Below are 24,438 nucleotides of genomic sequence, written 5' to 3' on the forward strand. Positions count from 1 at the left end.
TTTCCTGTATACTCTGTTACGCCTCTATCAATACAGCGGCATCAGCTGACAACTGCTGGAAAAAAGCCTTTATTTTATGGTTGTCCTCATCACTTTCTCCCCCCTCTAATGTTGCTTGAATCTGTAAAATTTTCTGTTCTAATACATCAAAAGAAATATGATCTACAGCCACCACATGTTCTACTAATAAAGAGCATCCTGAAAAAGTAATATTCGCAACACCTCCACAAACAGCAAATAATTTCTCACCCGAAGAAGTGCAAACACGAATACCGCCCAACACAATGCTTGCCACCAATGGTGCATGATGCGCCATAACTGTCAAAGAACCTGCAGCTGAAGGAAGAACAACAGAAACTACCTGTTCTGAAAACACAATTTTTTCAGGTGACACAAGCTCAAACAAAAAATGCTCTTCTCTATTGTTTTCCACAAAAAACTCCACAATATTCGATATAAGGCCTATCCGTTTTTTTCAACGACTTATCCTTTTTAGCGATAAATATTCATGACAGATTTTTTCTTACTTAGAAGCCTCTGCCATAAGACGTTTTCCTTTTTCAAGTGCTTCATTAATCGATCCCACCATGTAAAAAGCAGCTTCCGGTAAATCGTCATAATCTCCAGCACAAAGACCTTTAAAACCTTTGATTGTATCTTCCAGAGAGACAAGCTTTCCTGGAGAACCAGTAAAAGCTTCAGCTACATGGAAAGGTTGCGAAAGGAAACGTTCAATTTTACGCGCCCGTCCTACCAATAATTTGTCGTCTTCAGAAAGTTCGTCCATCCCAAGAATAGCAATAATATCCTGAAGTGCTCTATAACGTTGTAAAATGGTCTGCACTTGACAAGCAACAGTATAGTGCTCTTCTCCCACAATCAACGGATCCAACATGCGCGAGAAAGAGTCGAGCGGATCAACTGCCGGATAAATTCCTTTTTCAGCAATAGAGCGAGAAAGAACAGTTGTTGCATCCAAATGGGCAAAAGACGTCGCTGGTGCTGGATCCGTCAAGTCATCTGCTGGAACATAAATTGCCTGAACAGAAGTAATTGAGCCTGTTTTTGTGCTTGTAATACGTTCTTGCAAAGCTCCCATATCTGTTGCTAAAGTTGGCTGATACCCCACAGCAGAAGGAATACGCCCTAAAAGAGCTGATACCTCAGCTCCTGCTTGTGTGAAACGAAAAATATTATCCACAAAGAAGAGAACATCTTGTCCTTCATCACGGAAGCTTTCTGCAATTGTCAATCCTGAAAGTGCTACACGCGCCCGTGCTCCTGGTGGCTCATTCATTTGTCCATAAACAAGTGCACATTTTGACCCTTCCGTCGAACCATTATTTTCTTTTGGATTCACATTCACGCGGCTTTCGATCATTTCATAATAAAGATCATTTCCCTCACGTGTACGTTCTCCCACCCCAGCAAATACAGAATAACCACCATGCGCCTTTGCAATATTGTTTATAAGCTCCATAATCAGAACGGTTTTTCCAACACCAGCACCACCAAACAAACCAATTTTACCCCCTTTGGAATAAGGGGCTAACAAATCCACGACTTTAATACCAGTGATAAGAATCTCTGAAACCGTCGATTGCTCGACATATTCAGGTGCGGCTTGATGAATAGAACGCGTTTTGGTCGCACGAATTGGCCCCACATTATCCACTGGTTCTCCAATCACATTCATAATACGCCCCAACGTTGCTTCTCCTACAGGAACGCTAATTTGCGCGCCTGTATCCACAACTTTTTGGCCCCGCATCAAACCATCAGTTGTATCCATGGCAATCGTACGCACGGTATTTTCACCCAAATGCTGCGCAACTTCTAACACCAAGCGATTGCCTAAATTCTCTGTCTCCAAAGCGTTGAGAATATTTGGCAACGCACCTTCAAATTGCACATCAACGATAGCTCCAATAACCTGCTTGATCTCACCAATAGCATTTTTGGGACGCTCTTCTTTTTTTGTGGATGCATCTTTTTTTCCAGACATATCTTTAGCCGCACTACGCGCAGATGCAGATGAAACCTTTACATCCACCTGAGATTTTGAAGTGGCTTTTTTTACGCTGGAACGAACAGCTGGCTTCTTTTTTTCACCTTTTTCTATTTCTTTGCTTGAGGTTACTGCTTTTACCATCAATCCTTACCTTTTCCATTTAAAGCGCTTCAGCGCCCGCAATAATTTCGATCAATTCTGTCGTAATTTGTGCTTGACGTTGACGATTATAAGCCACCGTCAATTTATTAATCATTTCCCCTGCATTGCGCGATGCATTGTCCATAGCCGTCATCTTTGCACCCATTTCACCAGCAACATTTTCCAACAAAGCCTGAAAAATCTGCACCGAAAGATTGCGCGGCACGAGCGCCTCTAAAAGAGAAGCAGCACTAGGTTCATATTCATAAACAACCGATTGTGAACCTTTGTGATTGCTTTGCTCTACAACGCCTATTGCCTCAACGGCCGCTTTTGGAGCGATCATTGGAATCAAAGCAAACGCTGTTGGACGCTGATTAATTACTGAAACAAATTCAGAATAAAACAATGTACAAACATCGAAAGCACCTTCATTGAATAAATCGACAACCCGTTGACTGATCATCACTGCTTCTGCAAAACTAATTCGCTTTACAGCATGCAAATCGATGTGATCAACGATCAAACTCTTGTAATCGCGCGATAAAATATCCGCACCTTTTTTGCCCACGGTAATAATTTTTACTATTTTACCGACTGCCAACAGTGCTTTAATTTGTTCACGTGCGCGCCGAGCGATTTGCACATTAAAAGCACCACATAAACCGCGTTCAGCTGTACACACCACTAAGAGATGCACATCATCTCGTCCCGTGCCACGCATAAGAGCAGGCGCATCGACACCATCCACATCAGCAGCAACACTGGTCAAAATATCAGCCATCTTCTTCGCATAAGGACGTGCAGATTGCGCCGCCTCCTGAGCACGGTGCAACCTCGCTGCTGCAACCATCTGCATAGCTTTGGTGATCTTTTGTGTTGCTTTAACCGAAGTAATACGGTCTCTAAGATCCTTTAGTGAGGCCATCGAAGCATTCCATCAATTCATCACGAAAAATTTTTTGCATAAGTATTAAGAACAGTTATCAATTTATCTTTCAGCTCATCTGTTATCTGCTTTTGCTCTGCAATTGCCTTTAAGAGATCTTGATAATCACTACGCAAAAGCACCAAAAGCCCCTGCTCAAACCGCGAAACATCAGAAACTGCCAAAGCATCTAGATAACCATTCACGCCCGCAAAAATAACCACCACCTGTTCTTCTGTTTTGAGTGGAGAAAATTGTGGCTGCTTCAAAAGCTCTGTCAAGCGCGCTCCCCGATTCAACAAACGCTGGGTTGATGCATCCAAATCAGAGCCAAACTGCGCAAAAGCTGCCATTTCACGATATTGCGCCAATTCACCTTTAATCGAGCCAGCAACCTGCTTCATCGCCTTAATTTGCGCTGCAGAACCAACACGCGACACAGAAAGACCAACATTAACAGCAGGACGAATTCCTTGATAAAATAAATTAGTCTCCAGAAAAATCTGTCCATCAGTAATTGAAATTACATTTGTAGGAATATAGGCCGAAACATCATTTGCTTGCGTTTCAATAACCGGCAAAGCCGTCAACGACCCGGATCCATTTTCCGCATTCAACTTTGCAGCCCGCTCCAAAAGACGTGAATGAAGATAGAAAACATCTCCCGGATAAGCTTCACGACCTGGAGGACGACGCAACAAAAGAGACATTTGACGGTAAGCCACCGCCTGTTTTGACAAATCATCATAACCGATCAAAGCATGTTGCCCATTATCACGAAAATATTCACCCATAGCACATCCGGCAAGAGGTGCAATAAATTGCAATGGCGCTGGATCAGAAGCGGTTGCCGCAACGATAATAGAATATTCCAACGCACCATGTTCTTCCAAAACTTTAACAAATTGCGCCACCGTTGAACGCTTTTGACCAATAGCCACATAAATACAATAAACTTTATCTTGATCTCGTCCGGCACCTTTTTCATGAAAAGGTTTTTGGTTTAAAAATGTATCGAGCAAAATCGCTGTTTTTCCTGTCTGGCGATCACCAATCACTAATTCACGCTGCCCTCGTCCAATGGGAATAAGTGCATCAATCGCTTTTAATCCAGTCGACATTGGTTCATGCACAGACTGACGCGGAATAATCCCTGGCGCCTTAACATCAATACGACGACGCTCTGTTGCCCTAAGAGGACCTTTACCATCTATAGGATTCCCCAAAGCATCAACCACACGCCCAAGCAAAGCAGTCCCCACAGGAACATCCACAATAGCGCCCAATCGCTTTACACAATCCCCTTCACGAATATCGCGATCTGAACCAAAAATTACAACACCAACATTATCAACTTCCAAATTGAGAGCCATACCGCATACCCCATTTGGAAATGTGACCATTTCTCCTGCTTGAACATTATCCAAACCATAAACACGAGCGATACCATCCCCCACAGAGAGAACCCAACCAATTTCTGAAACCTCAGCTTTTTGGTCAAAGTTTTTGATTTGCTCTTTTAGAATTTTTGAAATTTCAGATGGTCTAATATCCATCAGCTGACCTCTTTTTTCAATGCAAGCTTAAGTGAAGACAATTTTGTTAGAAGAGACGTATCAATTTGAAACGCCCCTACACGAACGATTAATCCACCAAGGATTGTTGGATCCACGATGATGTGTAGCAAGACTTTTCCCCCAACGACACCTTCCAAAGCCTTACACAATTCTTGACTTTGTTGAGAACTCAGTGAATGCGCAGAAATAATTTGCGCTGTAATTTGGCTACGAGCGCGTGCAACACAGCGCTGAAAAGCATGTAAAATACCACATAGAGCACCAAGCCTACGGTTTACTGTGATAACGTGCAAAAAATCACCAATAACCCGCCCTACATTTTTATCAGCAAATTTGATGTGTTTACAAACAGATTGCATCACCTTCATTTGCTCTTTAACTGAAAAGAATGGGCTAAGCACAAAGCGTTTTAAATCTTCATTTTGCTCCAAGACAAGCAAAAAATCCTCCACTGCCTTTTCGACCTTTTCAACATTTCCTGCTTCTTGAACGCAATCAAAAAGCGCTTGCGCATAGCGTTGATCTACTAATGGCAGCGGCATGAGAGAAAACGAATCTAACACGAAATACCGCCTCTTTCCTTTGAGCGATTCTCTGATAGTTATCAGATGAAATGAAACAGATATTCCCGATTGCAAGAATTTTTTTCTTAAAATCTAGAACAAAAACTTCTTGATCTCTAGCATAGACATAACTGACTCGCAACACCACAAATTGCTACTTTTAAAAAATTTTAGATAAAATATTCAAAATATTTTTGAAAAAAATTTTTTAGATCCGCAAAATGGCATCATGGTTTCTTATGCCTTTTTTAGCATTCCTTGAGATTTTTTTTCACTCCCTTTATTTTTATTTTGCTTCAAATGCTTTTTCCACCTGCAAAAACAATTCTTCTTTAGCATTAAAAACCATCCCTCTTCTCTCTACAAGAGCTTTCGCGAAAAGCGAGCTGCAACCGCAAAAATATGTTACTTCAAACTCATAAGCAAAGAAAACAACGGATATCTCCTTTAACATGAAGAAAAAATCGATATTTTTTCTTCAAATATCCACCTCCTTTAAACGTTTCACCAAATATATTTCCTTTTAAAAATATTTTTTAAATATACAACATATTGATTTATAATAATAACATATCATTCTTCATATTGAATCCCTTCTGACATCATAAATTTTTTTCACTTCAAATCTTTTTATCAAAATCGATCCTTTGCTCATCACAAACAAGAAAGATGGATAAAACGATTAAAAAAAACACCTCCTATAATATTCTCAATATCAGGAGCTCTCGTAACACTAAGAGCTAAAATAATATAATAGCGTCAACTTTTAACCTTTATGAAATAAAGCTGAAAATCCCTAACGGCTTTTTCATTCATGAAAACTTTTCATCCATAGTACACATCGTAAAATGAATTCAAGCGTGCTAAGAACCATTTGCTTAAACAAGCATATAAATATAATAATATGTTGTTTTGGGACTATCTATTCGGGATGCTCTGCCTTGCATAAAAAACGTGCCCCTATTAAAAGAACGAAAGTAAAAAAGCGTCAGGAAACTGGGAAATTTCCATTATTTAAAAAACATCGCTACAAACGTTTGTAAAAATTCCAAAATTAAATAAAAAAGACGAGAATAAAAGATGCTTATTTGTGCTTCTACGCTCCAAAATAAATTTACATTCTCATCCTAATTCGACAGAAAACCAAGATGCCTCCTACAACACAAATCCTCTATAATAAGCAACTGCAGAAGGGATAAAGATCAAATAACCTTAAAAATACGACCTTCCTTAAACCCACAACTTTTACTTTGAATCTTGCCCTAATTTTAGAAAAATCATTGATTAATATCAATTTGTATTCAAACGAAACTAGACATTTTAGAAACATTGGCAAACATTTCCCCCTATCAAAAGGATATTGTTCCTAAAACAAAAAAGCAGAAAACGATAAAACCCGCGAACCAGAGCAAAAGTGCCTTTTCTGATCCCATAACAAAGATATTTCTCCGATGCTGCTGTTCGCCATAACACACGCAGATAATACTCTACTGCTTAGACACTATCTTGAATATATAATAGCTAAAGAGAAAACACTTTAGTAAAGATTTCTTCGTTTTATACGATACTGATTTTAAAAAAAGCTTTGCGGATCAATATCAATTTGAACCCGAACAGAACTGGGCATTTTGGGTGTATTTGCAAGCATTGCACGTATAAACCCTTGTATATTAAAAGAGCGCTGTCCTTGCAGTAAAAGCCGAAAACGATAACGCCCTCGAACCAGAGCCAAAGGAGCCTCTGCTGGTCCCATAACAGAAATGTTTTTTTCCCGCGGCGCTGCTTGACGTAATGCACGCGCATAATGTTCTGCTTCTTGGCGCTGTTGCGCAGACACAATCAAAGAAGCAAATCGCCCATAGGGAGGCAAATGATAATGCTGACGTACTGCAATCTCACGTGTGTAAAAATCTTCTGGTCGGCATGAAAGCAGTGCTTTTATGACTGGATGATCTGGTTGATAAGTTTGTAATAATCCTAAACTTTCCAATCCCACACGCCCTGCTCTTCCGGTAACTTGGGAAAGAAGCTGAAAGGTCCTTTCACTTGCGCGTAAATCGCCATTTGCCAGACCAAGATCAGCATCAATAACGCCAACCAGAGAGAGCTTGGGAAAATGATATCCTTTAGCAACTAACTGTGTTCCAATAATAATATCCACATCGCCATTCGCAATGGCGTGCAATTCACTTCGCAACTGAGCAATTCCCCCTTTGAGATCTGTTGAAAGAATCAATGATCGTGCCTGTGGAAAAAGCATTTGTGTCTCTTCTGCAATTCTTTCCACACCCGGTCCACAAGCCACAAATTGATCTAATATTCCGCATTCAGGACATGCCTCGGGAAGGGGTTGATGATATCCACAATGATGACATTTCAATTGCCTTTGAGCGCGATGTTCTACCAACCAACTTGAACAATCGTTACAATGAAAACGATATCCACAAACTCGGCATAAAGTTAAAGGTGCATAACCGCGGCGATTAAGGAAAAGAAGGGCTTGTTCGCCCTTATCAAGCGTTTGTTTTAAAGCCCTTTCAAGAATAAAGGAAATAAAGCGCCCCTTTGGTACCCCTTCTTGACGCATATCAACCACCCGCAACTGTGGCAGCGCTACTTCTTTAAAACGAAATGGTAAAGACACCCTTTGATAACGCCCTTTTAAAACATTGGCTTGACTTTCAATCGATGGTGTTGCTGAGGATAAAATAACAGGAAAATTCTCAAAAGATCCCCGAGCCACTGCCATATCACGCGCATGATAAAAAATGCGCTCTTCTTGTTTATAAGCGCTATCATGCTCTTCATCGACAACAATCAAGCCAAGCTCATGAAAAGGAAGAAAAAGTGCTGAACGAGCACCCGCAACGACACGCACTCGTCCTTCGGCAACTTGCCGCCAAACGCGTTCTCTACGACGTAGAGTCAAATCAGAATGCCATTCTGCCGCAACAGCACCAAAGCGCGCATAAAAACGATCTAAAAACTGCTGAGTTAAAGCAATTTCCGGCAATAAAATTAAAACCTGCTTGGCTCCTTTGAAGGCTTGAGCCACTGCTTCAAAATAAACTTCTGTCTTTCCTGAGCCCGTAACACCATCAAGCAAAAAAACTTGAAACTGAGAAGATAAAACACCTTCCCGCAACAATGTTGCTGCTTTATTTTGCGCTCCCTGCAGCTGAGGGATGCAAAAATCAGGATCAGGCATTTCCACAAGATCAGGAGCAGGAACCATAACATCTTCAAAAACCCCTAACGCTTTTAAACCTTCAATAACAGAAACTGAAGTTCCAGCCGCATGCGCAAGACCAGAACGTGTCCATACCTTCTCATTACGCACCAATTTCAAAACCCGTGATCGCGCTGATGTTATACGTCCTATATTTCCACCACAATATCGCAACCCCAGCACCTGCGCTTCCGGCTCTAAAGCAGCCGGTACAGACAAAACCAATCGTGCAACAAGACCAAAAGGTGCCATTGTATAGCGACTAACAAAATGCAAAAATGTAATCATTTCTGCCGTTAATGGAGGACAATCAAAAACATGAAGAAGAGAGCGTAATTTTTCACGCGCCACCGAAATAGTTCCTTGCCCAGCAGCTATTTTTTCTCCAACATCTACAACAAAACCACAAAATTCGCGTCCCATTACCGGAACTCGAACAAAAGAACCAACATTCACTTCCATAGAAGGTGGAACTTTGTAACTATAAGCGTGAGAAACAGGAAGAGGAACCAACACGGATACAATCTTTTCCTCTATCATGTTTGAGCTCATCTTTTTAACCAATTTACATCCCTTTGAGAACCAACAGATCTATGCTTTATCTTTAAACACTCTTATAAAATTCATTGCGGGATTCAATCTCTCCACTCCCTATCACAACACTTTTCTCACAAGAATTCTTTTTAACATTCACTCCATCACCAACGCGTCAATAAAAACCTCCCGAGCAAAAAAACAACACCATTTTCTCGGGCAAATAAACCCATCACTTAAGCATTAACATGATATCGTAAATGTGCCGCTCAACAAAACCATCCCCTCTTGTGACTTCTTCCCACCACATACACCATTATTTTTTACTGCTTTACGGCTCAATTTATCCAAAACAGACTGATTTATAAAGATAAATCAATTTTACATATTATAATAAAAACCCTTAATCTGATAAGTTTTTCTCATTTTAAATTCATCAAGGAACACTTATCAATCTTTATTGACATGAGAATACTCTACATTTTGATTATAGATAGAATATATTTCTAGAGGAAGTATCACAATATTTATCTATTTCTTGCCAAAACATCACCACAGCACGTCCATCTCTCAACTTGATTGAGAACCCACAACAAGACAACAAAATACAAAAGTATATTGTTGAAGAATTGGCTATACAGATTTCTATTTTCAAAAAATATTTCTAATAAAATCTCTAAATATTAAACGCTATTTTTAGTCTATTTTTTTCATCATCTCATGACGCATCCAACCATCATAAACCATTAAGCACCTCACCACAGATCAAAAAATGAAAATCTTAATCCCACCAATCTGTAAACAATGTCTTAGAAATAATGCACTGTAAACAACCCAGCGTCCTAAACAAACCCACGACCTCTTCTAAGTGGTTTTTATATTTCCCCCTAAAGTACACCATTTCATAAAATACATCCCCCCTTCATCGCACTCTCATAAAAAAACAAACTCTTTTCATGACAGAAATCGTGAATTGTATCACGATAAATCCACTGATCACCACCATCTTTATGTGTCACAAAAGTGCAAGCCAGCACAACCATCACAACTTCATCAATCTTCAATGTTGCACCAGATTTTAGCACTTAAAACGATTCATAAGAAGCATCTTTTAATCGTTTCTTAACTGTTTGCTCCCCACATTCCAACCCTCTTATGAGGGATAAGCAAATTATTTAATTGATCAAACATAAAGTAAGATATGTAATAAAAAATCTTACTGTTTTCGGAATTATAACCCAAATAAAAAATGATTATTTATCATTATAAATCAATTTATTGATCATAGAAAATACTTTATACGTAAAATTTTACATACCTTCTTTGATGGTGTTTTTCGACCCAATAAATCCATTCGGTTGCATATTAAAAGAAAATTAACCATAAACCACATAAGAAAAGGAAACATCTTATGAACATTCTCAAATCTACAAAAGTAATCACAAATAGAAAATGAGCAAAGTATATGATAATGCCTAACTTATTTCCATAAGTATAAAGATACCGCAACGCAAAGATGGAGATATGCAACGGTTGTGGTCTACCATAAATCCTATGCATTTCACGAAAAACTCCATGAAATAAACGTAGAAATAACTAATAAATTGCCTTCCAGAAAGTAAAGGCATCATTAACACCATAGCATTCTTATTCTTTATACAGATATTAATTCTGGCTCTTGCTTTTGCAAGCAAAAATAGCGCATAACAAAAAACAAGATATGAAAGCTTTGAATAAAAAGAGTAAAAGTAAAAAGAAGAGATTAGATATGAAATTTTTTGTCGATAGCGCCAATATTGAAGAAATTCAAGAATTACAGAATTTAAACCTTGTTGATGGTGTTACCACCAATCCCTCTCTTATCTTAAAATCAGGACGCAACATTCTTGATGTTACAAAAGAAATTTGTGGCCTCGTTAGTGGACCTGTTTCTGCTGAAGTTGTAGCAACTCAATTTGAAGATATAATGAAAGAAGCAGCTGTTTTAGCAAAGATTGCCGATAATATTTGCATCAAACTTCCTTTAACCTTTGATGGATTAAAAGCCTGTAAAGCCCTTACAGCAGAAGGACTAAAAACAAATCTCACACTTTGTTTTTCTACCAATCAAGCCTTATTAGCTGCCAAAGCCGGCGCAACATTTGTTTCGCCTTTTATTGGTAGACTTGATGATTGCGGAAGCGATGGTCGTGAACTACTTCATGAAATTCGCACAATTTATGCTAACTATAACTTTGAAACACAAATCTTGGCGGCCTCAATCCGCACCGTTAATCATGTCAAAGAAGCAGCCCTAAGCGGTGCTGATGTTGCAACAGTTCCACCAGCCATCTTAAAAGCACTCGTCAAACATCCTCTTACCGAAAAAGGATTGCAAATATTTCTCAACGACTGGAAAAAAACAGGACAAAATATTGTTTAATATCTAGAAGTTTTATTGGAAAGGTCTTTTGCAAGTAACAAGAAAATCTGTTCAGCTAATTCTTCTGCAACACGTTTTTTTGCATCTTCTTCTGCCTGCAGCGTTGCATATTCTTGACGAAGTCGGTCAAAAGATGCATTTAATGTCGCTGTTCCTGTTGCAACAAAAGTATTTTTCATATCTTGCAAAGTGTAAGAAGCTCTGCTCATAACAGTCCCAACAGAAGGTCTCCCCTTTCGTTTTTTCTCGAAATCAATCTCTATCTGCATAGATTCTCTTGTAAATACAGCTATCTGCAATGCCAATCGATAAGCCGGTGTAGAAGATTTACCCCCCTTTCCATACAACAGAAACAGCAAATGATTGCGCACCATTTGACCAAACCGATCCGAAGGTTCTTCCACAACGATCGAAGCAAGCTTCGATGCAAGCCCCAAAGAAGCTCGCCCAGAAGGGTGCCCAGCAATAGAATCCACATAAGTAGCAGAATCCATCGTCATTGAACTCTGTAACTCTTGACGGTAAAGCGGCTCAACTTTGCATCCACCCAACAGTGTGAGTACACCAACTAAAACAGCACGAATCAAATTTTTAAAAAACAACATTCACAATCCTTTTTGGAACAATAATGATTTTTTTCATGGGTTTTTCAACCAACTGCATCTGTACAAAATCTAAAGCCAAAACTGCTTCTTTAATCATCGTTTCACTCGCTATTGCTGCAACGGTTATCTCTCCTCGTTTTTTACCGTTAATTTGTACCGGCAAAGTGTAGCATTCTTCAATCGTTAACGTGGGATCATAAACAGGCCAAGCAAGTACAGACATTAAAGTTTTTCCCCCCAAAGCAGCATGACATTCTTCTGCTAAATGGGGCATCATTGGCGCAAGCATGGCAAGAAAAAAATCCATGGCTTGACGTAAAGAAGCTTTCATTTCATCGTCAACACTTGCTATCCTATTTAACAATGGGGCCAGACTATTTAAGAATTCGTAAAGACGTGCAATTGCCCGGTTAAAAGCGAATTTTTCCAAATCATCTTCTACAGCGCAAAGCGTGCGATGTGCTACCTTTGAAAGTTCCAAAGCCTCCCCCTTATGCCCTGCACAAGGTGCTACATCCTTTAAAACAGCAGCACTCAAAGCCACATAACGCCAAACACGCTGGACAAAGCGATATGCACCTTCAACACCAGATTCTGTCCAGATAACATCCCGATCAGGAGGAGAATCTGACAACACAAACCAACGTACAGTATCAGCCCCATAGGATGCGATAATATCATCAGGATCAACGACATTCTTTTTTGATTTTGACATTTTTTCAATCGAACCAATTGTTACCTCACTTTGATCGGTTAATTTATAAGCCTGTCGTTTTCCATCTTTTTCAACAATTGAAATATCCATTGGAGAAACCCACCCCAACTCATCTCGATAGGTTTCATGGACCACCATCCCTTGAGTAAAAAGTCCCTTAAAAGGCTCATCTACCATCACATGACCAACTAATTTCATAGCACGCATAAAAAAGCGTGCATAAAGAAGATGCAAAATTGCGTGCTCAATTCCACCAATATATTGTTGCACAGGCAACCATTCAGCTGTAGCTTGTTTGTCAACAGGTTCCAGTGAAAAAGGATCCGTAAAGCGTGCATAATACCAAGAAGAGTCAACAAATGTATCCATTGTATCGGTTTCGCGTTTAGCCGGTTGACCACAAGAAGGACAAGTAACATTCTGCCATGTTTCATGCCGCACAAGAGGATTTCCCGGTTGATCAAAAGTAACATCATCAGGCAACACAACTGGCAAATCAGCGCGTGGCACGGGGACAACCCCACAACTTGGACAATGGATCATCGGAATGGGACACCCCCAATAACGTTGACGTGAAATCCCCCAATCACGTAATCGAAATTGCACCGTTTTTTTCCCTTGAGGTTGCCCATTAAGCACTTGTTTCTCGAGCCTTTTAGCTACTTCTTCAAAAGCTTGTTGAGGTGTCAAGCCATCCAAAAAGCCGGAATTGATCATCACCCCATCACCAATATAAGGTGTTTCAGTAATCGCAAAATCTTCTGCGTGTATCCCCTTTGGCAAAACCACCGGTTTTATTGGAAGATCATATTTACACGCAAAATCGAAATCTCTCTGATCATGAGCTGGACAACCAAAAACAACCCCCGTTCCATAATCCATAAGCACAAAATTAGCGATATAAACGGGAATATGGATTGCTGAATCAAAAGGATGTATCGCCAAAAGAGGAGTGAGAAACCCTTGTTTTTCAGCTGTTTCAAGTGTTACGGTTGTCGTTCCACCACATCGACAATTTTCGATAAAAGCACTCAACGCTTTATTTTTTTTTGCCAAATTTTGTGCAATGGGATGATCAACAGACAGAGCCAAAAAGGAAGCGCCAAAAAGTGTGTCAGGACGCGTTGAATAACAAACAACCTCATCAAATTTCTCACAAACATCATCAGCGTCCTTGGTTGACTTTAAAGCCCAACGAATCAACAAACCTTGTGATTTTCCAATCCAATTTTTTTGCATCGTGCGAACTTTCTCCGGCCATTGGTTCAACTTTTCAAGCCCTGCCAAGAGATCTTCACTAAAATCACTAATTTTGAAAAACCACTGGATCAACTCACGTTGTTCAACCAACGCGCCAGAACGCCATCCCCTACCATCAACAACCTGTTCATTAGCCAAAACAGTATGATCAACAGGATCCCAATTCACCTTAGCCACTTTACGGGCGACCAACCCCTTTTGATAGAAATCAAGAAACAACATTTGTTGGCGATGGTAATATTCCACATCACAAGTTGCAAACTCCCGCGTCCAATCCAATGAAAGCCCTAATTGCTTTAATTGATCACGCATGACCGCAATATTTTGATAAGTCCAAGTTTTAGGATGTACTTTACTTTGCAGAGCAGCATTTTCCGCCGGCATACCAAAAGCATCCCACCCCATAGGATGAAGCACATTAAATCCCTTTGCCCTTTTATAGCGTGCAACCACATCCCCCATCGCATAATTGCGCACATGTCCCATATGAATGCGACCTGATGGATAAGGAAACATCTCTAAAACATAATATTTTTCGCTACAACTCTTTTGGGTAGTCTGAAAAATTTTCTTTTCATCCCAAATTTCTTGCCATTTTTTCTCTATTGCACGCGGATTGTAACGTTCGCCTATATTATAATGTTGAATTGTCATTCCCATTATACTCTTTTAATAAAACTGAACCAAAAAACTTATTTTATTATGCTTGACCATGGATTAACCTCATCGTCAACATTTTCATGAAATATTTCCCTAAGTATTTTATAAAAGCGACCAATTCTTGAATAAAAATGGTAGAAAGTACAAACCTATGAATATACAAATACCTCCTCAAGCTCCTTCCATTGAAGCATGGCAAAACCTTAAAAAAGATATTGCAGCAATATGCCAAGAAACACAACGCCCCCTAGAAGAAATTGAACTTATCGCTGTTTCAAAAACTGTTTCTGCCACTGATATACGTCCCCTTTTGCAAGCAGGCCAATCTTTGTTTGCAGAAAACCGCGTACAAGAAGCAGCGCAAAAATGGCCTGATTTACAGCAACAATTTAAAACTATTGAACTTCATCTCATTGGTCCTCTCCAATCAAATAAAGCCGCTGAAGCTGTAAAAATTTTTGATGTCATTCAAACGGTTGATCGTGAAAAAATAGCCAAAATTTTATCCGAAGAAATGCAAAAACAAAAAAGATCCCTCCCCTGCTATATTCAGGTCAACATTGGGTTAGAACCTCAAAAAAATGGCGTTGCACCACAAAGCGTGATCCCTTTTGTTTTTCAATGCAAAAACAATTATGGACTCAATATTATCGGTCTTATGGCGATTCCACCCGCACAAGAAAACCCTGGCCCCTATTTTGCACTGTTAGCAAAATTAGCAAAGCAAGCAGGTCTTCCAAAACTTTCAATGGGTATGTCCAATGACTTTAAAACTGCTTTACAATTTGGCTCTAATGTCCTTCGCATTGGCTCCGCTTTATTTGGAAAGCGCCCTGTGTAAAACAATTTCCCCTAATGGAAATTCACTTCCATTGAAAACCCTCTTAAAAGTCAAAAACAATAGCAATGAGAAAAAATATTGCTCTCAACAAACTAGCAGAAAACATTCCAGTAGTTTCTCACCAAGACAGCCATAACACCTACAAGAGCTTCAAAATAGCACTAGCTTTAAAATAAGATCTCATATTTTGCGCATTGGCTCTACTTTGCAAAACGCTCTCTCGGACTCACTACTCCACCCCAATGCCCACAAAAAAGAAATCCTTTACAAAGGAAAAATAATGAGTTACGCATTCCTGAAAAAATGATTGCAAAATTACTCATCGCAAAAAAACATTCAATATAATTATTGCGATGATTCCATTAAAAGCAATAAATTATTACAATTGGAATCACAAGTTTCACAGAAGGCCTCTTAGGAACTACTGCTTTAAGCTTTAGACAGAAAGCTTATGGATATTTGGTTGTAATTTATAGAGAATAGTTACAAAGCTATCTCTGAAGTTAAATAATTTTATAAATATATTTGAAAAAATACACCAAAATTAAATATCGTTGGATAAAATATTTTTAGATATACCCATTTAGTATCCTATCTATAACACGGATATTCATTATGAAATCATAAGAATGTTTTGCATGTTTGTTGTTTTTATCTTTCTGCTCCTTGCTTATAAAAAGCTCTCTCCAACAAAACGCTCTTTATTGTATTCTTCTACAATTTATATTTCTTGATGATTCCATGCTTTATAGCACTTGTATGCTTAAACAGTGGAAGAACACTCTCTTAAAATACAAACATCGCTGATTTTAAAAATTGACTATGCAAATCTTTGTAAATTAGTCTAATCTCAAGTAGGTTTTTTGAATGAAAAGCTCTTTGGAAAAATTCTGCTAAAAAACACAAAAATCTAGCGACTGATTTTTCCAAAAAAAATAAGAGAGGGAACCTATGTCTGAAAAAATTTATCCAATACCAACTGATATCAAAAAAAATGCGTTGATCAATGAAGAGACTTATCAACAATGGTATCAAGAAAGCATCAATGACCCAGAAACCTTCTGGGCAAAACATGGGCAACGCATTGAATGGTTTAAACCCTATACAAAAGTAAAAAACACTTCTTTTAATGATGATGTATCGATTCAATGGTACGAGGATGGGCTAACAAATGTTGCCTATAATTGCATTGATCGCCATTTAAAAAACCATGGTGATCACATTGCGCTCATTTGGGAAGGAGACACTCCCTATCATGATAAAAAAGTAACCTATAATGAACTTTATGAACATGTTTGTCGTCTTGCTAATATCTTAAAAAAACATGGTGTTAAAAAAGGAGACAGAGTTACCATTTACTTACCCATGATCCTCGAAGCCGCTTATGCCATGCTCGCTTGTGCTCGCATTGGCGCCATTCATTCGGTTATTTTTGCTGGTTTTTCTAGTGAAGCAATAGCAGGACGCATTGTTGATTGTGAATCAACCTTCATTATTACTGCCGATCAAGGCTTGCGTGGAGGAAAACAGATTAATTTAAAAGACAATGTTGATCATGCTATTGACATTGCAGCACGCCAGAATGTGCAAGTGAATCAAGTCATGGTTATACAGCGAACTTGTGGCCCCATTCAATGGATAAAAGGACGTGACTTTTGGTACCATGAAGAACTATCTCATGCAAAAACAGACTGTCCACCAGAACAAATGAAGGCTGAAGATCCGCTTTTCATACTTTATACTTCAGGCTCAACTGGTAAACCCAAAGGTGTTTTGCATACAACAGCAGGCTATCTTGTTTATGCTGCGATGACCCATCAATATGTTTTTGATTATCATCCTGATGAAGTTTACTGGTGTACAGCTGATATTGGCTGGATTACCGGTCATTCTTACTTGATTTATGGTCCTCTGTGCAACCGTGCTACAACTCTCATGTTTGAAGGAATACCAAGTTTTCCTAACAAAAGCAGATTTTGGGAAATTGTTGATAAACATAAAGTGAACACGCTCTATACTGCACCCACAGCTATTCGCATGTTAATGAGTGCAGGAGATTCATTTGTTGAGCACACAGATAGAACATCTTTACGGCTTTTAGGCACGGTAGGCGAACCGATTAATCCAGAAGCATGGGAATGGTTTCACCATACAGTGGGAAATGACAGATGTCCCATTCTCGATACATGGTGGCAAACAGAAACAGGAGGGCATATGATCACTCCCTTACCTGGTGCCACAAATTTAAAAGCAGGATCAGCCACACGCCCTTTTTTTGGTGTTCAACCTCAAATAGTCGATAACCAAGGCAATATTTTAGAAAATGAGGCAGAAGGCAATCTTTGCATCATTGACTCATGGCCTGGTCAAATGCGTACCCTCTACAATGACCATAAGCGCTTTATAGAAACCTATTTTTCCACATATAAAGGAAAATATTTTACAGGCGATGGTTGTAAACGTGATAACGATGGATACTATTGGATTACAGGCCGCATTGATGACACTCTCAATGTCTCGGGACACAGATTAGGAACCGCAGAGATTGAATCAGCCCTTGTTTCACATCCTGCTATTTCAGAAGCTGCTGTTGTTGGTTATCCTCACCCCATTAAAGGGCAAGGAATCTACAGTTTTGTCACCTTAATGGAGAAAACACCTGCTCATGAAGGATTGCAAAAAGACCTCATTAAGCATGTCAGAAAGGAAATAGGTCCCATTGCCATATTGGATAAAATTCAATTTGTTCATCAGCTTCCCAAAACGAGATCAGGAAAAATTATGCGACGTATTTTACGGAAAATTGCCGAAAATGATTTTGATACTCTTGGCGATATTTCAACCCTCGCTGAGCCACAAATTATTGAAGATCTGATTGCCAATCGACAAAGTTAAAGAAACAATACTAAAATACAACATACGGTGGTTTTTGTTTTTTTGCTAAAATTATCTCAGCATTGTTACGAGAACCACTGGTGAGAATAAAACACAAAACAATTCATGAGATACTCAACAATTCTAACAATAAAGGCTTTTCTTCATAACAAATTAAGAAACAATTAAAGAAAAAACTTCAAGATCAGGAGATGAATGCGAACAAGAAAGTGAGATCAAAAAAGCAACATAGCTTTTTAAAATCCCTCACTGCCCATTCAATGTAAAAAAGCATCTGAGCAAGAAAGAAAAATAGTTCTAATGTTTATGCTAGAATCACTTTGAAATTCCTGTTAAAATCATAAATAAAAGTAAAAAGAAAAAGTATAAGTGATCATATTTTTAAGAAAAAATATTTATCTATAACAAAAGCATATAAAAAATATTGAAAATTATAAACTCTAAAATAAACAAGCTTACAGCAAAAACCTAAAACAATAAAAGCAAGAATTCTTAAAATAAATGATGCAATATAAAATCAGGAGTAATAACAAAAAGTGATTCATTTTGAAAATGTTGGTCTACGCTATGGAATGGGCCCTGAAGTCCTTCGTGATATTAGCTTTCATATTCCTCCTGGATCATTTCAATTTCTTACTGGTGCCTCTGGAGCAGGGAAAACGTCGCTGATGCGGCTTATGTTTTTGGCACTCAAACCCACCCGCGGTCATATTGATTTATTTGGCACAGACACTGCGCTGCTCAAACGACAAGAACTCCCTGCGATCCGACAACGTATTGGTGTAGTTTTTCAAGACTTTCGTTTACTCGACCACATGACCACTTATGAAAATGTTTCTTTACCATTACGCATTAAAGGGCAAGAAGAAGCAACCTATCGCAGTGAAGTGGAAGATCTTCTTTGTTGGGTAGGTCTAGGAGACCACATACATGTTTTACCACCAGTTCTTTCCGGTGGAGAAAAACAAAGAGTTGCCATTGCACGCGCGCTCATTGATCAACCAGAAATTCTACTTGCGGATGAACCAACAGGCAATGTCGATCCGCCCTTGGCAAAACGCCTACTCCGTTTGTTTATTGAACTAAACCGTTTTGGAACAGCTGTTATCATTGCCACCCACGATATCGCCTTAATGGAACAAGTTGCAGCACGGCGTATGCTTCTCCATAACGGACGGATGACAATTCATGAATAAATCTTTCTCCATTTTTACAAGCAATCAAAAAAACACAACGGCGATCATTCCCAGCAGCAATATTTCCGGGAAAGCATTAGTTGCAGTGATTTCTATTATGACCTTTCTCTCAAGTTTCACCTTAATTGGTGTTGATTTAATCCACCGTGCGGCCAAAAATTGGAGCAATCAAATTAGCTACGAAGCAACAATCCAAATACGCCCCGTTGACAATGTTGATATCAACAAAACACTCCGTGATGCCGTCCAATTAGTTAAAACATTTTCTGGTGTACAAGATGCAAAAATTGTTGACCAAAAAGCCACTGAAAAGTTACTAGAGCCATGGTTTGGAACAGGTTTCAATTTCAAAGAACTTCCTCTTCCCCGCCTTATCATTGTCACCTTAAAAGGGAATGAAACAATCAATTTTTCTGCTATTAATCACGCCATTAAAACTCAAATTCCAGGTGGTCAATTTGATGATCACCGCATTTGGGTCCATCGTTTTGCAACCATGGCACACACCACTGTTTTCATTGGTCTTTCAATATTAGCATTAGTTCTAGGCTCTCTTATGCTCACCATTATTTTTTCCACCCGCAATGCACTAGCAGAAAATGCACATATTATCAATGTATTATATTTCCTTGGTACTGAAACTCTTTTTATTGCACGCCAATTTGCCTGGCATTTTTTTAAAACCTCCCTCCGTGGCGCCTTATTTGGTGGTTTCACGAGTATATTTCTGTTTTTAGTTTTTTGCATCTGGACGAATTATAACTTGGGAAGAGTAGAAGCTAGTCAAGTAACAGCTTTGTTTGGACATATTTCCATGAATTCCATTCCCTATGGAAAAATCATCTTCCTTATTATTTTTGTTTCTTTTGTCACCACCCTTACAAATCACATGACTATTTTAACGCAACTGAAAAAAATCGATCAATGTGAAAATGGTTTATTTTAATTTTATGACTCACCACTCCTATCATTCTAACTCATTGACGCAAAACAATTTCAAGCGCCCTCTTCCAAAACGGGCCTACTATAGTTGGTCTCCGTGTTTTTTATTTCGTTATTTTCCACTGACAACTCTTGCTTTTGCAATTACTGTTTTCATTTTCTGGGGTGGTTTTCTTGTTTTTTATGAAAAAACCGAACAACTTTATCCTCCAATCCCCCTTTCCAAAGCTGATGCAATCATTGTGCTTACAGGCGGAGAAAACCGAATAGAAACAGGCCTCCATCTCTTACAAAAGGGACTTGGTTCACGTCTCCTCATCAGTGGCGTAAACACGACAACCAATCTGAAGGATTTCATGCATCATATGCATATTACTTCACAACTTACCTCCTGCTGTATTGACATCGGATATCAAGCAATTAATACTAGAGGCAATGCAGAAGAAAGCTCTGCCTGGATCAAAAAACACCACTATAAAACCCTTTATATCGTCACTCATGATTACCACATATGGCGTTCAATGCGTGAATTTAAATATTTAATGCCTGATATCCATTTCATTGTTTATCCAGTTAAAAAGAGCAATGCTGAAAGCACAATCCAACAGATCAATCAAATCCGCATTCTTATATTCCAATATATTAAAACGCTTCAAGTCTATATCAGAACCGCATTCTGATTTTTACCCTTTTAATTTTTTAGAAACCTTTCCACCTACAAACCGCTTCACACTGTTTTCTCTATTCACTTTCCACGAAATCTCTTTCAATATGGTTATAGAAAAACCCTACCATTCAGGCAAAATAGAATGATCCACTTCAATTGCACATTCACCGGATTGCACCTCGACACACTTAAAGAAACATCACTCACATCCCAAACCTATCTCACAACCCTGATTTATAGATGATATTCCAATGGCTATAAATAGAATTTCCAGCAAACTGGGGAACTCCGTTCACAAGGACTTTTAAATCATTCATACTCAGGCATCATGAAACAGATTTTAAATGTACCAAGAGATATTTTTGAACAAGTACATGAATGTAAAACACGTGTCTATTCTGTCCGCGTTCTATTTTTCATGAAAGGCTCTTTAAAAAAAGCAAAAAAGTTATATCTTCCAATATCTTAAAGATTTGTAAAATTTGGCGAATAACATTCTTGAAGCCAAGTTTCTTTCTATTATTGAGGGAAACATTTATCATGTAGAGCAAAATCTAAAACGAGTCTTGTTTATATTGTTCACTTTCAAGCTTAAAGCCTAAAAAACAGTGCGCATTTGCAAAACTGTTTTATTCTGCACATTATCCTTTAGCAAAACAGCAAAATTTAAAAGCTTTACCCAGTTTGGATCTCGTTTTCTTTTTTATTTTGAAAAGTTCACCCGTCCAGTTTTTTGTTATCAATCTTTTTAACTCTCAATGGTGCTACCTCTTCTTCCTTCAAAGGACACCATAAATCCCACCATTAATCTTTAAAATAATAGCCCAAAATCCAACTTTTTGTCTAACGCGTTTCACCTGCTCACTTCAAAGGACAACGTTTCATGAAGATTATCGACTTCCTTCCTACATCTCAAAGAACAAAGATACCTAGTTAACGCCAGTTTGTAACCAATCCGGTTTTATTTAGCAGATTTCACCTTGCATCCCCATTTATATGGTTCACTCACATAAGACCTGACAAAGAAGATTTAAGAATATTCATCACGCATTCTCAAAACATTTAATATCTCAAGGCATCTTACACACCACATCTCACCTAATTTGTTGTTCTATAAAAACTTCATTCTTCTAAAGAGCCTATAGTTTTAACGAATCAAGGCTTTTTATTAGGAAAGAGCAGTGAATAACTAAGCATTTTCCCATATTTTTCTTCATAAACACTTCATACAAGTTTAGATAACAACAAACACACCGGTAATTGATAACTACTTAACCACGCGTAAGAGCCACAACAGGAGCAAGCCGTGAAGCCTGGCGCGCTGGAGAAAAACCAAAACATATTCCAATGAACGTCGAAAAAGAAAGAGATAGGATGATAGAATCAATAGTATAAACTAAGTGGATAGGCGCCTTAAACAAAAGAAATAAACCTCCAACAGAAAAACCAAAGAGAATTCCTAAACCACCTCCAATCACACATACTAAAACTGCTTCAATTAAAAATTGTTGTAAAATATCGCTCTGTCGTGCACCAACAGCCATACGCACCCCGATTTCATTGATCCGCTCAGAAACTGTAACCAACATAATATTCATCACTCCAATTCCTCCTACAATCAATGAAATCGATGCAATTGAAGACACTAAAAGCGTTAAAATACGTGTACTCTCCATGATACGTTCACGGAAAAATTCAGAATTTTTAATGAAAAAATCTTCCTCACCATGGCGCATAATGAGAAAACGTCGAACCATAGTTTCTGCTAAATGTGAATCAATTTCATCGGCGATCCTAACCGTAATTGCACGAACTTGCGTTGTTCCAACAAATCGTGTTTGCACAGCTGTATAGGGTAAATAAACCTGCAACGTATTTGAATTTCCTCCCATACGTTGCGGATCTACAACACCAATAATACGCACGGGAACATTACCCAAATGAACAATTTTTCCAATGGGATTTTCATGACTATGAGGGAAAAGCACAGAAAGTGCTTCTTTTTCAATCACGAGATCAACAGCTCGCTCATGCACACTTTTTTGATCAAACAATCTTCCTTGAACAGCTTTGAGTCCTTGCGTCTGAAAATATTGTTCTCCTACCCCAGTAATTACAGCATTGGCTTCAACAGCACCAAAACGTACCGTTGAGCTTACTGAAATTTGAGGCGTTACACCAGAAACATAGGGTAAGCCGGAGAGAGCCTCTGCATCTGCTTCCACCAAACTTGTTATTTTCTCTGCCTGTGGGTCAGATAAGTTTTTTCCAGGTAAAATTGTTAATGTATTAGAACCCAAACTCTTAAAATTTTCCATAATTTTTTCCCGCGTACCATTTCCCAAAGCCACCATAGCAATAATTGCTCCAATACCGATAATCACCCCAAGCATTGTTAAAAAAGTCCGCATACGATGTGCATTCATAGCCAACAAAGCCATGACAAATGTTTCACGAAAACGTTCAACAAAAGCTCGAAAAAAACCTAGTGTTTTCTGATCCTTCAAATTTTGTTTTTCCTGAATATAAGACGCATTCTTTATTTTTTTGCGCTTTAATACATTATCTGCAATAATTTCTCCATCACTGATTTCGATAATACGCTCTGCTCTTTTAGCCACCTGCATATCATGCGTTACGATAATAATGGTATGTCCTTCTTGATGAAGTTCATCTAGAATACGCAACACTTCTTGTCCACTAGATTTATCTAAAGCACCGGTTGGCTCATCAGCAAGAATGACCTGTGCATTATTCATCAATGCTCGAGCAATAGAGACTCGTTGTTGCTGCCCCCCTGAAAGTTGATTAGGACGATGATTTACTCTATCTCCCATACCTAAACGTGTTAATAAGTTCTGAGCACGTTTTTTTCTCACATCTGGTGCACAACCTGCATAAATAGCTGGAATCTCAACATTGCCAAGTGCAGTTAATTCATTCAACAAGTGATAACGCTGAAAAATAAATCCAAAATAGTTGCGGCGCAAAGCTGATAATTCATCAACAGAAAGAGAAGCTGTTTCTTGTCCTGAAATCAAATAACGGCCAGAATTTGGTCGATCCAAACAACCTAAAATATTCATCAATGTGGATTTTCCAGAACCGGAAGCCCCCACAATCGCCACCATTTCGCCCCGCCTAATAGTCAGGTTGATCTCTCTCAAAACAGTAACAAATGTTTCACCCGCAGGAAATTTGCGCACAATATTTTCCAAAACGAGCACAGCATCTGCTTTTTCTATTTTCATG

Annotated in this window: 16 protein-coding genes; 6 read left to right on the forward strand and 10 right to left on the reverse strand. The window is 38.7% G+C overall.

Features of this window, described 5'->3' with window-relative positions; all coding sequences use genetic code 11:
- Positions 1 to 16: 16 nt before the first annotated feature.
- The 7 genes from atpC to GGR08_RS00155 all read right to left on the reverse strand — a co-directional run bounded on the left by atpC (position 17) and on the right by GGR08_RS00155 (position 10,068).
- Positions 17 to 433: an ATP synthase F1 subunit epsilon gene (gene atpC / locus GGR08_RS00125; protein WP_183193396.1), complete on the reverse strand. Its 417-nt coding sequence runs from the start codon at positions 431 to 433 to the stop codon at positions 17 to 19.
- A 90-nt stretch (positions 434 to 523) separates the two neighbouring features.
- Complete coding sequence (atpD, locus tag GGR08_RS00130; RefSeq protein ID WP_183193397.1) at positions 524 to 2,152, reverse strand: F0F1 ATP synthase subunit beta; 1,629 nt, start codon at positions 2,150 to 2,152, stop codon at positions 524 to 526.
- 19 nt (positions 2,153 to 2,171) lie between these two features.
- The gene (locus tag GGR08_RS00135) at positions 2,172 to 3,080 is read right to left on the reverse strand and encodes a F0F1 ATP synthase subunit gamma (protein WP_183193398.1); all 909 of its coding nucleotides are present in this window, start codon (positions 3,078 to 3,080) and stop codon (positions 2,172 to 2,174) included.
- Positions 3,081 to 3,100: 20 nt separating this feature from the next.
- Positions 3,101 to 4,636, reverse strand: coding sequence for a F0F1 ATP synthase subunit alpha (gene atpA, locus GGR08_RS00140; protein WP_183193399.1), 1,536 nt, complete (start codon positions 4,634 to 4,636; stop codon positions 3,101 to 3,103).
- Complete coding sequence (gene atpH / locus GGR08_RS00145; protein ID WP_183193400.1) at positions 4,636 to 5,220, reverse strand: ATP synthase F1 subunit delta; 585 nt, start codon at positions 5,218 to 5,220, stop codon at positions 4,636 to 4,638. The genes atpA and atpH overlap by 1 nt, the downstream gene beginning before the upstream one ends.
- A 1,573-nt stretch (positions 5,221 to 6,793) precedes the next feature.
- The gene (locus GGR08_RS00150) at positions 6,794 to 9,001 is read right to left on the reverse strand and encodes a primosomal protein N' (RefSeq protein ID WP_281377780.1); all 2,208 of its coding nucleotides are present in this window, start codon (positions 8,999 to 9,001) and stop codon (positions 6,794 to 6,796) included.
- Positions 9,002 to 9,885: 884 nt separating this feature from the next.
- Positions 9,886 to 10,068 (reverse strand): hypothetical protein, encoded by a 183-nt coding sequence (locus GGR08_RS00155; RefSeq protein ID WP_183193402.1) that lies wholly within the window; start codon positions 10,066 to 10,068, stop codon positions 9,886 to 9,888.
- Positions 10,069 to 10,751: 683 nt separating this feature from the next.
- Between GGR08_RS00155 and fsa the strand changes: the two genes are divergently transcribed.
- The gene (gene fsa, locus GGR08_RS00160) at positions 10,752 to 11,405 is read left to right on the forward strand and encodes a fructose-6-phosphate aldolase (protein WP_183193403.1); all 654 of its coding nucleotides are present in this window, start codon (positions 10,752 to 10,754) and stop codon (positions 11,403 to 11,405) included.
- Here fsa and lptE read toward each other — a convergent pair.
- Both lptE and leuS read right to left on the reverse strand, forming a co-directional pair.
- The gene (gene lptE, locus GGR08_RS00165) at positions 11,402 to 12,010 is read right to left on the reverse strand and encodes an LPS assembly lipoprotein LptE (protein WP_183193404.1); all 609 of its coding nucleotides are present in this window, start codon (positions 12,008 to 12,010) and stop codon (positions 11,402 to 11,404) included. The genes fsa and lptE overlap by 4 nt on opposite strands.
- Positions 11,997 to 14,639 carry a leucine--tRNA ligase gene (gene leuS / locus GGR08_RS00170; RefSeq protein WP_183193405.1) on the reverse strand — a complete coding sequence of 881 codons (2,643 nt, stop codon included), beginning with the start codon at positions 14,637 to 14,639 and terminating at the stop codon, positions 11,997 to 11,999. The genes lptE and leuS overlap by 14 nt, the downstream gene beginning before the upstream one ends.
- A 157-nt stretch (positions 14,640 to 14,796) precedes the next feature.
- Between leuS and GGR08_RS00175 the strand changes: the two genes are divergently transcribed.
- The 5 genes from GGR08_RS00175 to GGR08_RS00195 all read left to right on the forward strand — a co-directional run bounded on the left by GGR08_RS00175 (position 14,797) and on the right by GGR08_RS00195 (position 21,199).
- Positions 14,797 to 15,486 (forward strand): YggS family pyridoxal phosphate-dependent enzyme, encoded by a 690-nt coding sequence (locus GGR08_RS00175; protein ID WP_183193406.1) that lies wholly within the window; start codon positions 14,797 to 14,799, stop codon positions 15,484 to 15,486.
- 951 nt (positions 15,487 to 16,437) lie between these two features.
- Positions 16,438 to 18,381 (forward strand): acetate--CoA ligase, encoded by a 1,944-nt coding sequence (gene acs / locus GGR08_RS00180; RefSeq protein ID WP_183193407.1) that lies wholly within the window; start codon positions 16,438 to 16,440, stop codon positions 18,379 to 18,381.
- 536 nt (positions 18,382 to 18,917) lie between these two features.
- Positions 18,918 to 19,577 carry a cell division ATP-binding protein FtsE gene (ftsE, locus tag GGR08_RS00185; RefSeq protein WP_183193408.1) on the forward strand — a complete coding sequence of 220 codons (660 nt, stop codon included), beginning with the start codon at positions 18,918 to 18,920 and terminating at the stop codon, positions 19,575 to 19,577.
- Complete coding sequence (locus tag GGR08_RS00190) at positions 19,570 to 20,523, forward strand: cell division protein FtsX (protein WP_183193409.1); 954 nt, start codon at positions 19,570 to 19,572, stop codon at positions 20,521 to 20,523. The genes ftsE and GGR08_RS00190 overlap by 8 nt, the downstream gene beginning before the upstream one ends.
- Entirely contained in the window at positions 20,510 to 21,199 is a 690-nt protein-coding gene (locus GGR08_RS00195) for a YdcF family protein (protein WP_183193410.1), read from the forward strand. Before GGR08_RS00190 ends, GGR08_RS00195 begins: the two co-directional genes overlap by 14 nt.
- A gap of 1,258 nt (positions 21,200 to 22,457) precedes the next feature.
- Here GGR08_RS00195 and GGR08_RS00200 read toward each other — a convergent pair.
- The gene (locus GGR08_RS00200; RefSeq protein ID WP_183193411.1) at positions 22,458 to 24,437 is read right to left on the reverse strand and encodes a MacB family efflux pump subunit; all 1,980 of its coding nucleotides are present in this window, start codon (positions 24,435 to 24,437) and stop codon (positions 22,458 to 22,460) included.
- Position 24,438: the final 1 nt, after the last annotated feature.

The organism is Bartonella fuyuanensis (genome assembly GCF_014197255.1).
In the GTDB taxonomy this organism is placed as follows: domain Bacteria; phylum Pseudomonadota; class Alphaproteobacteria; order Rhizobiales; family Rhizobiaceae; genus Bartonella; species Bartonella fuyuanensis.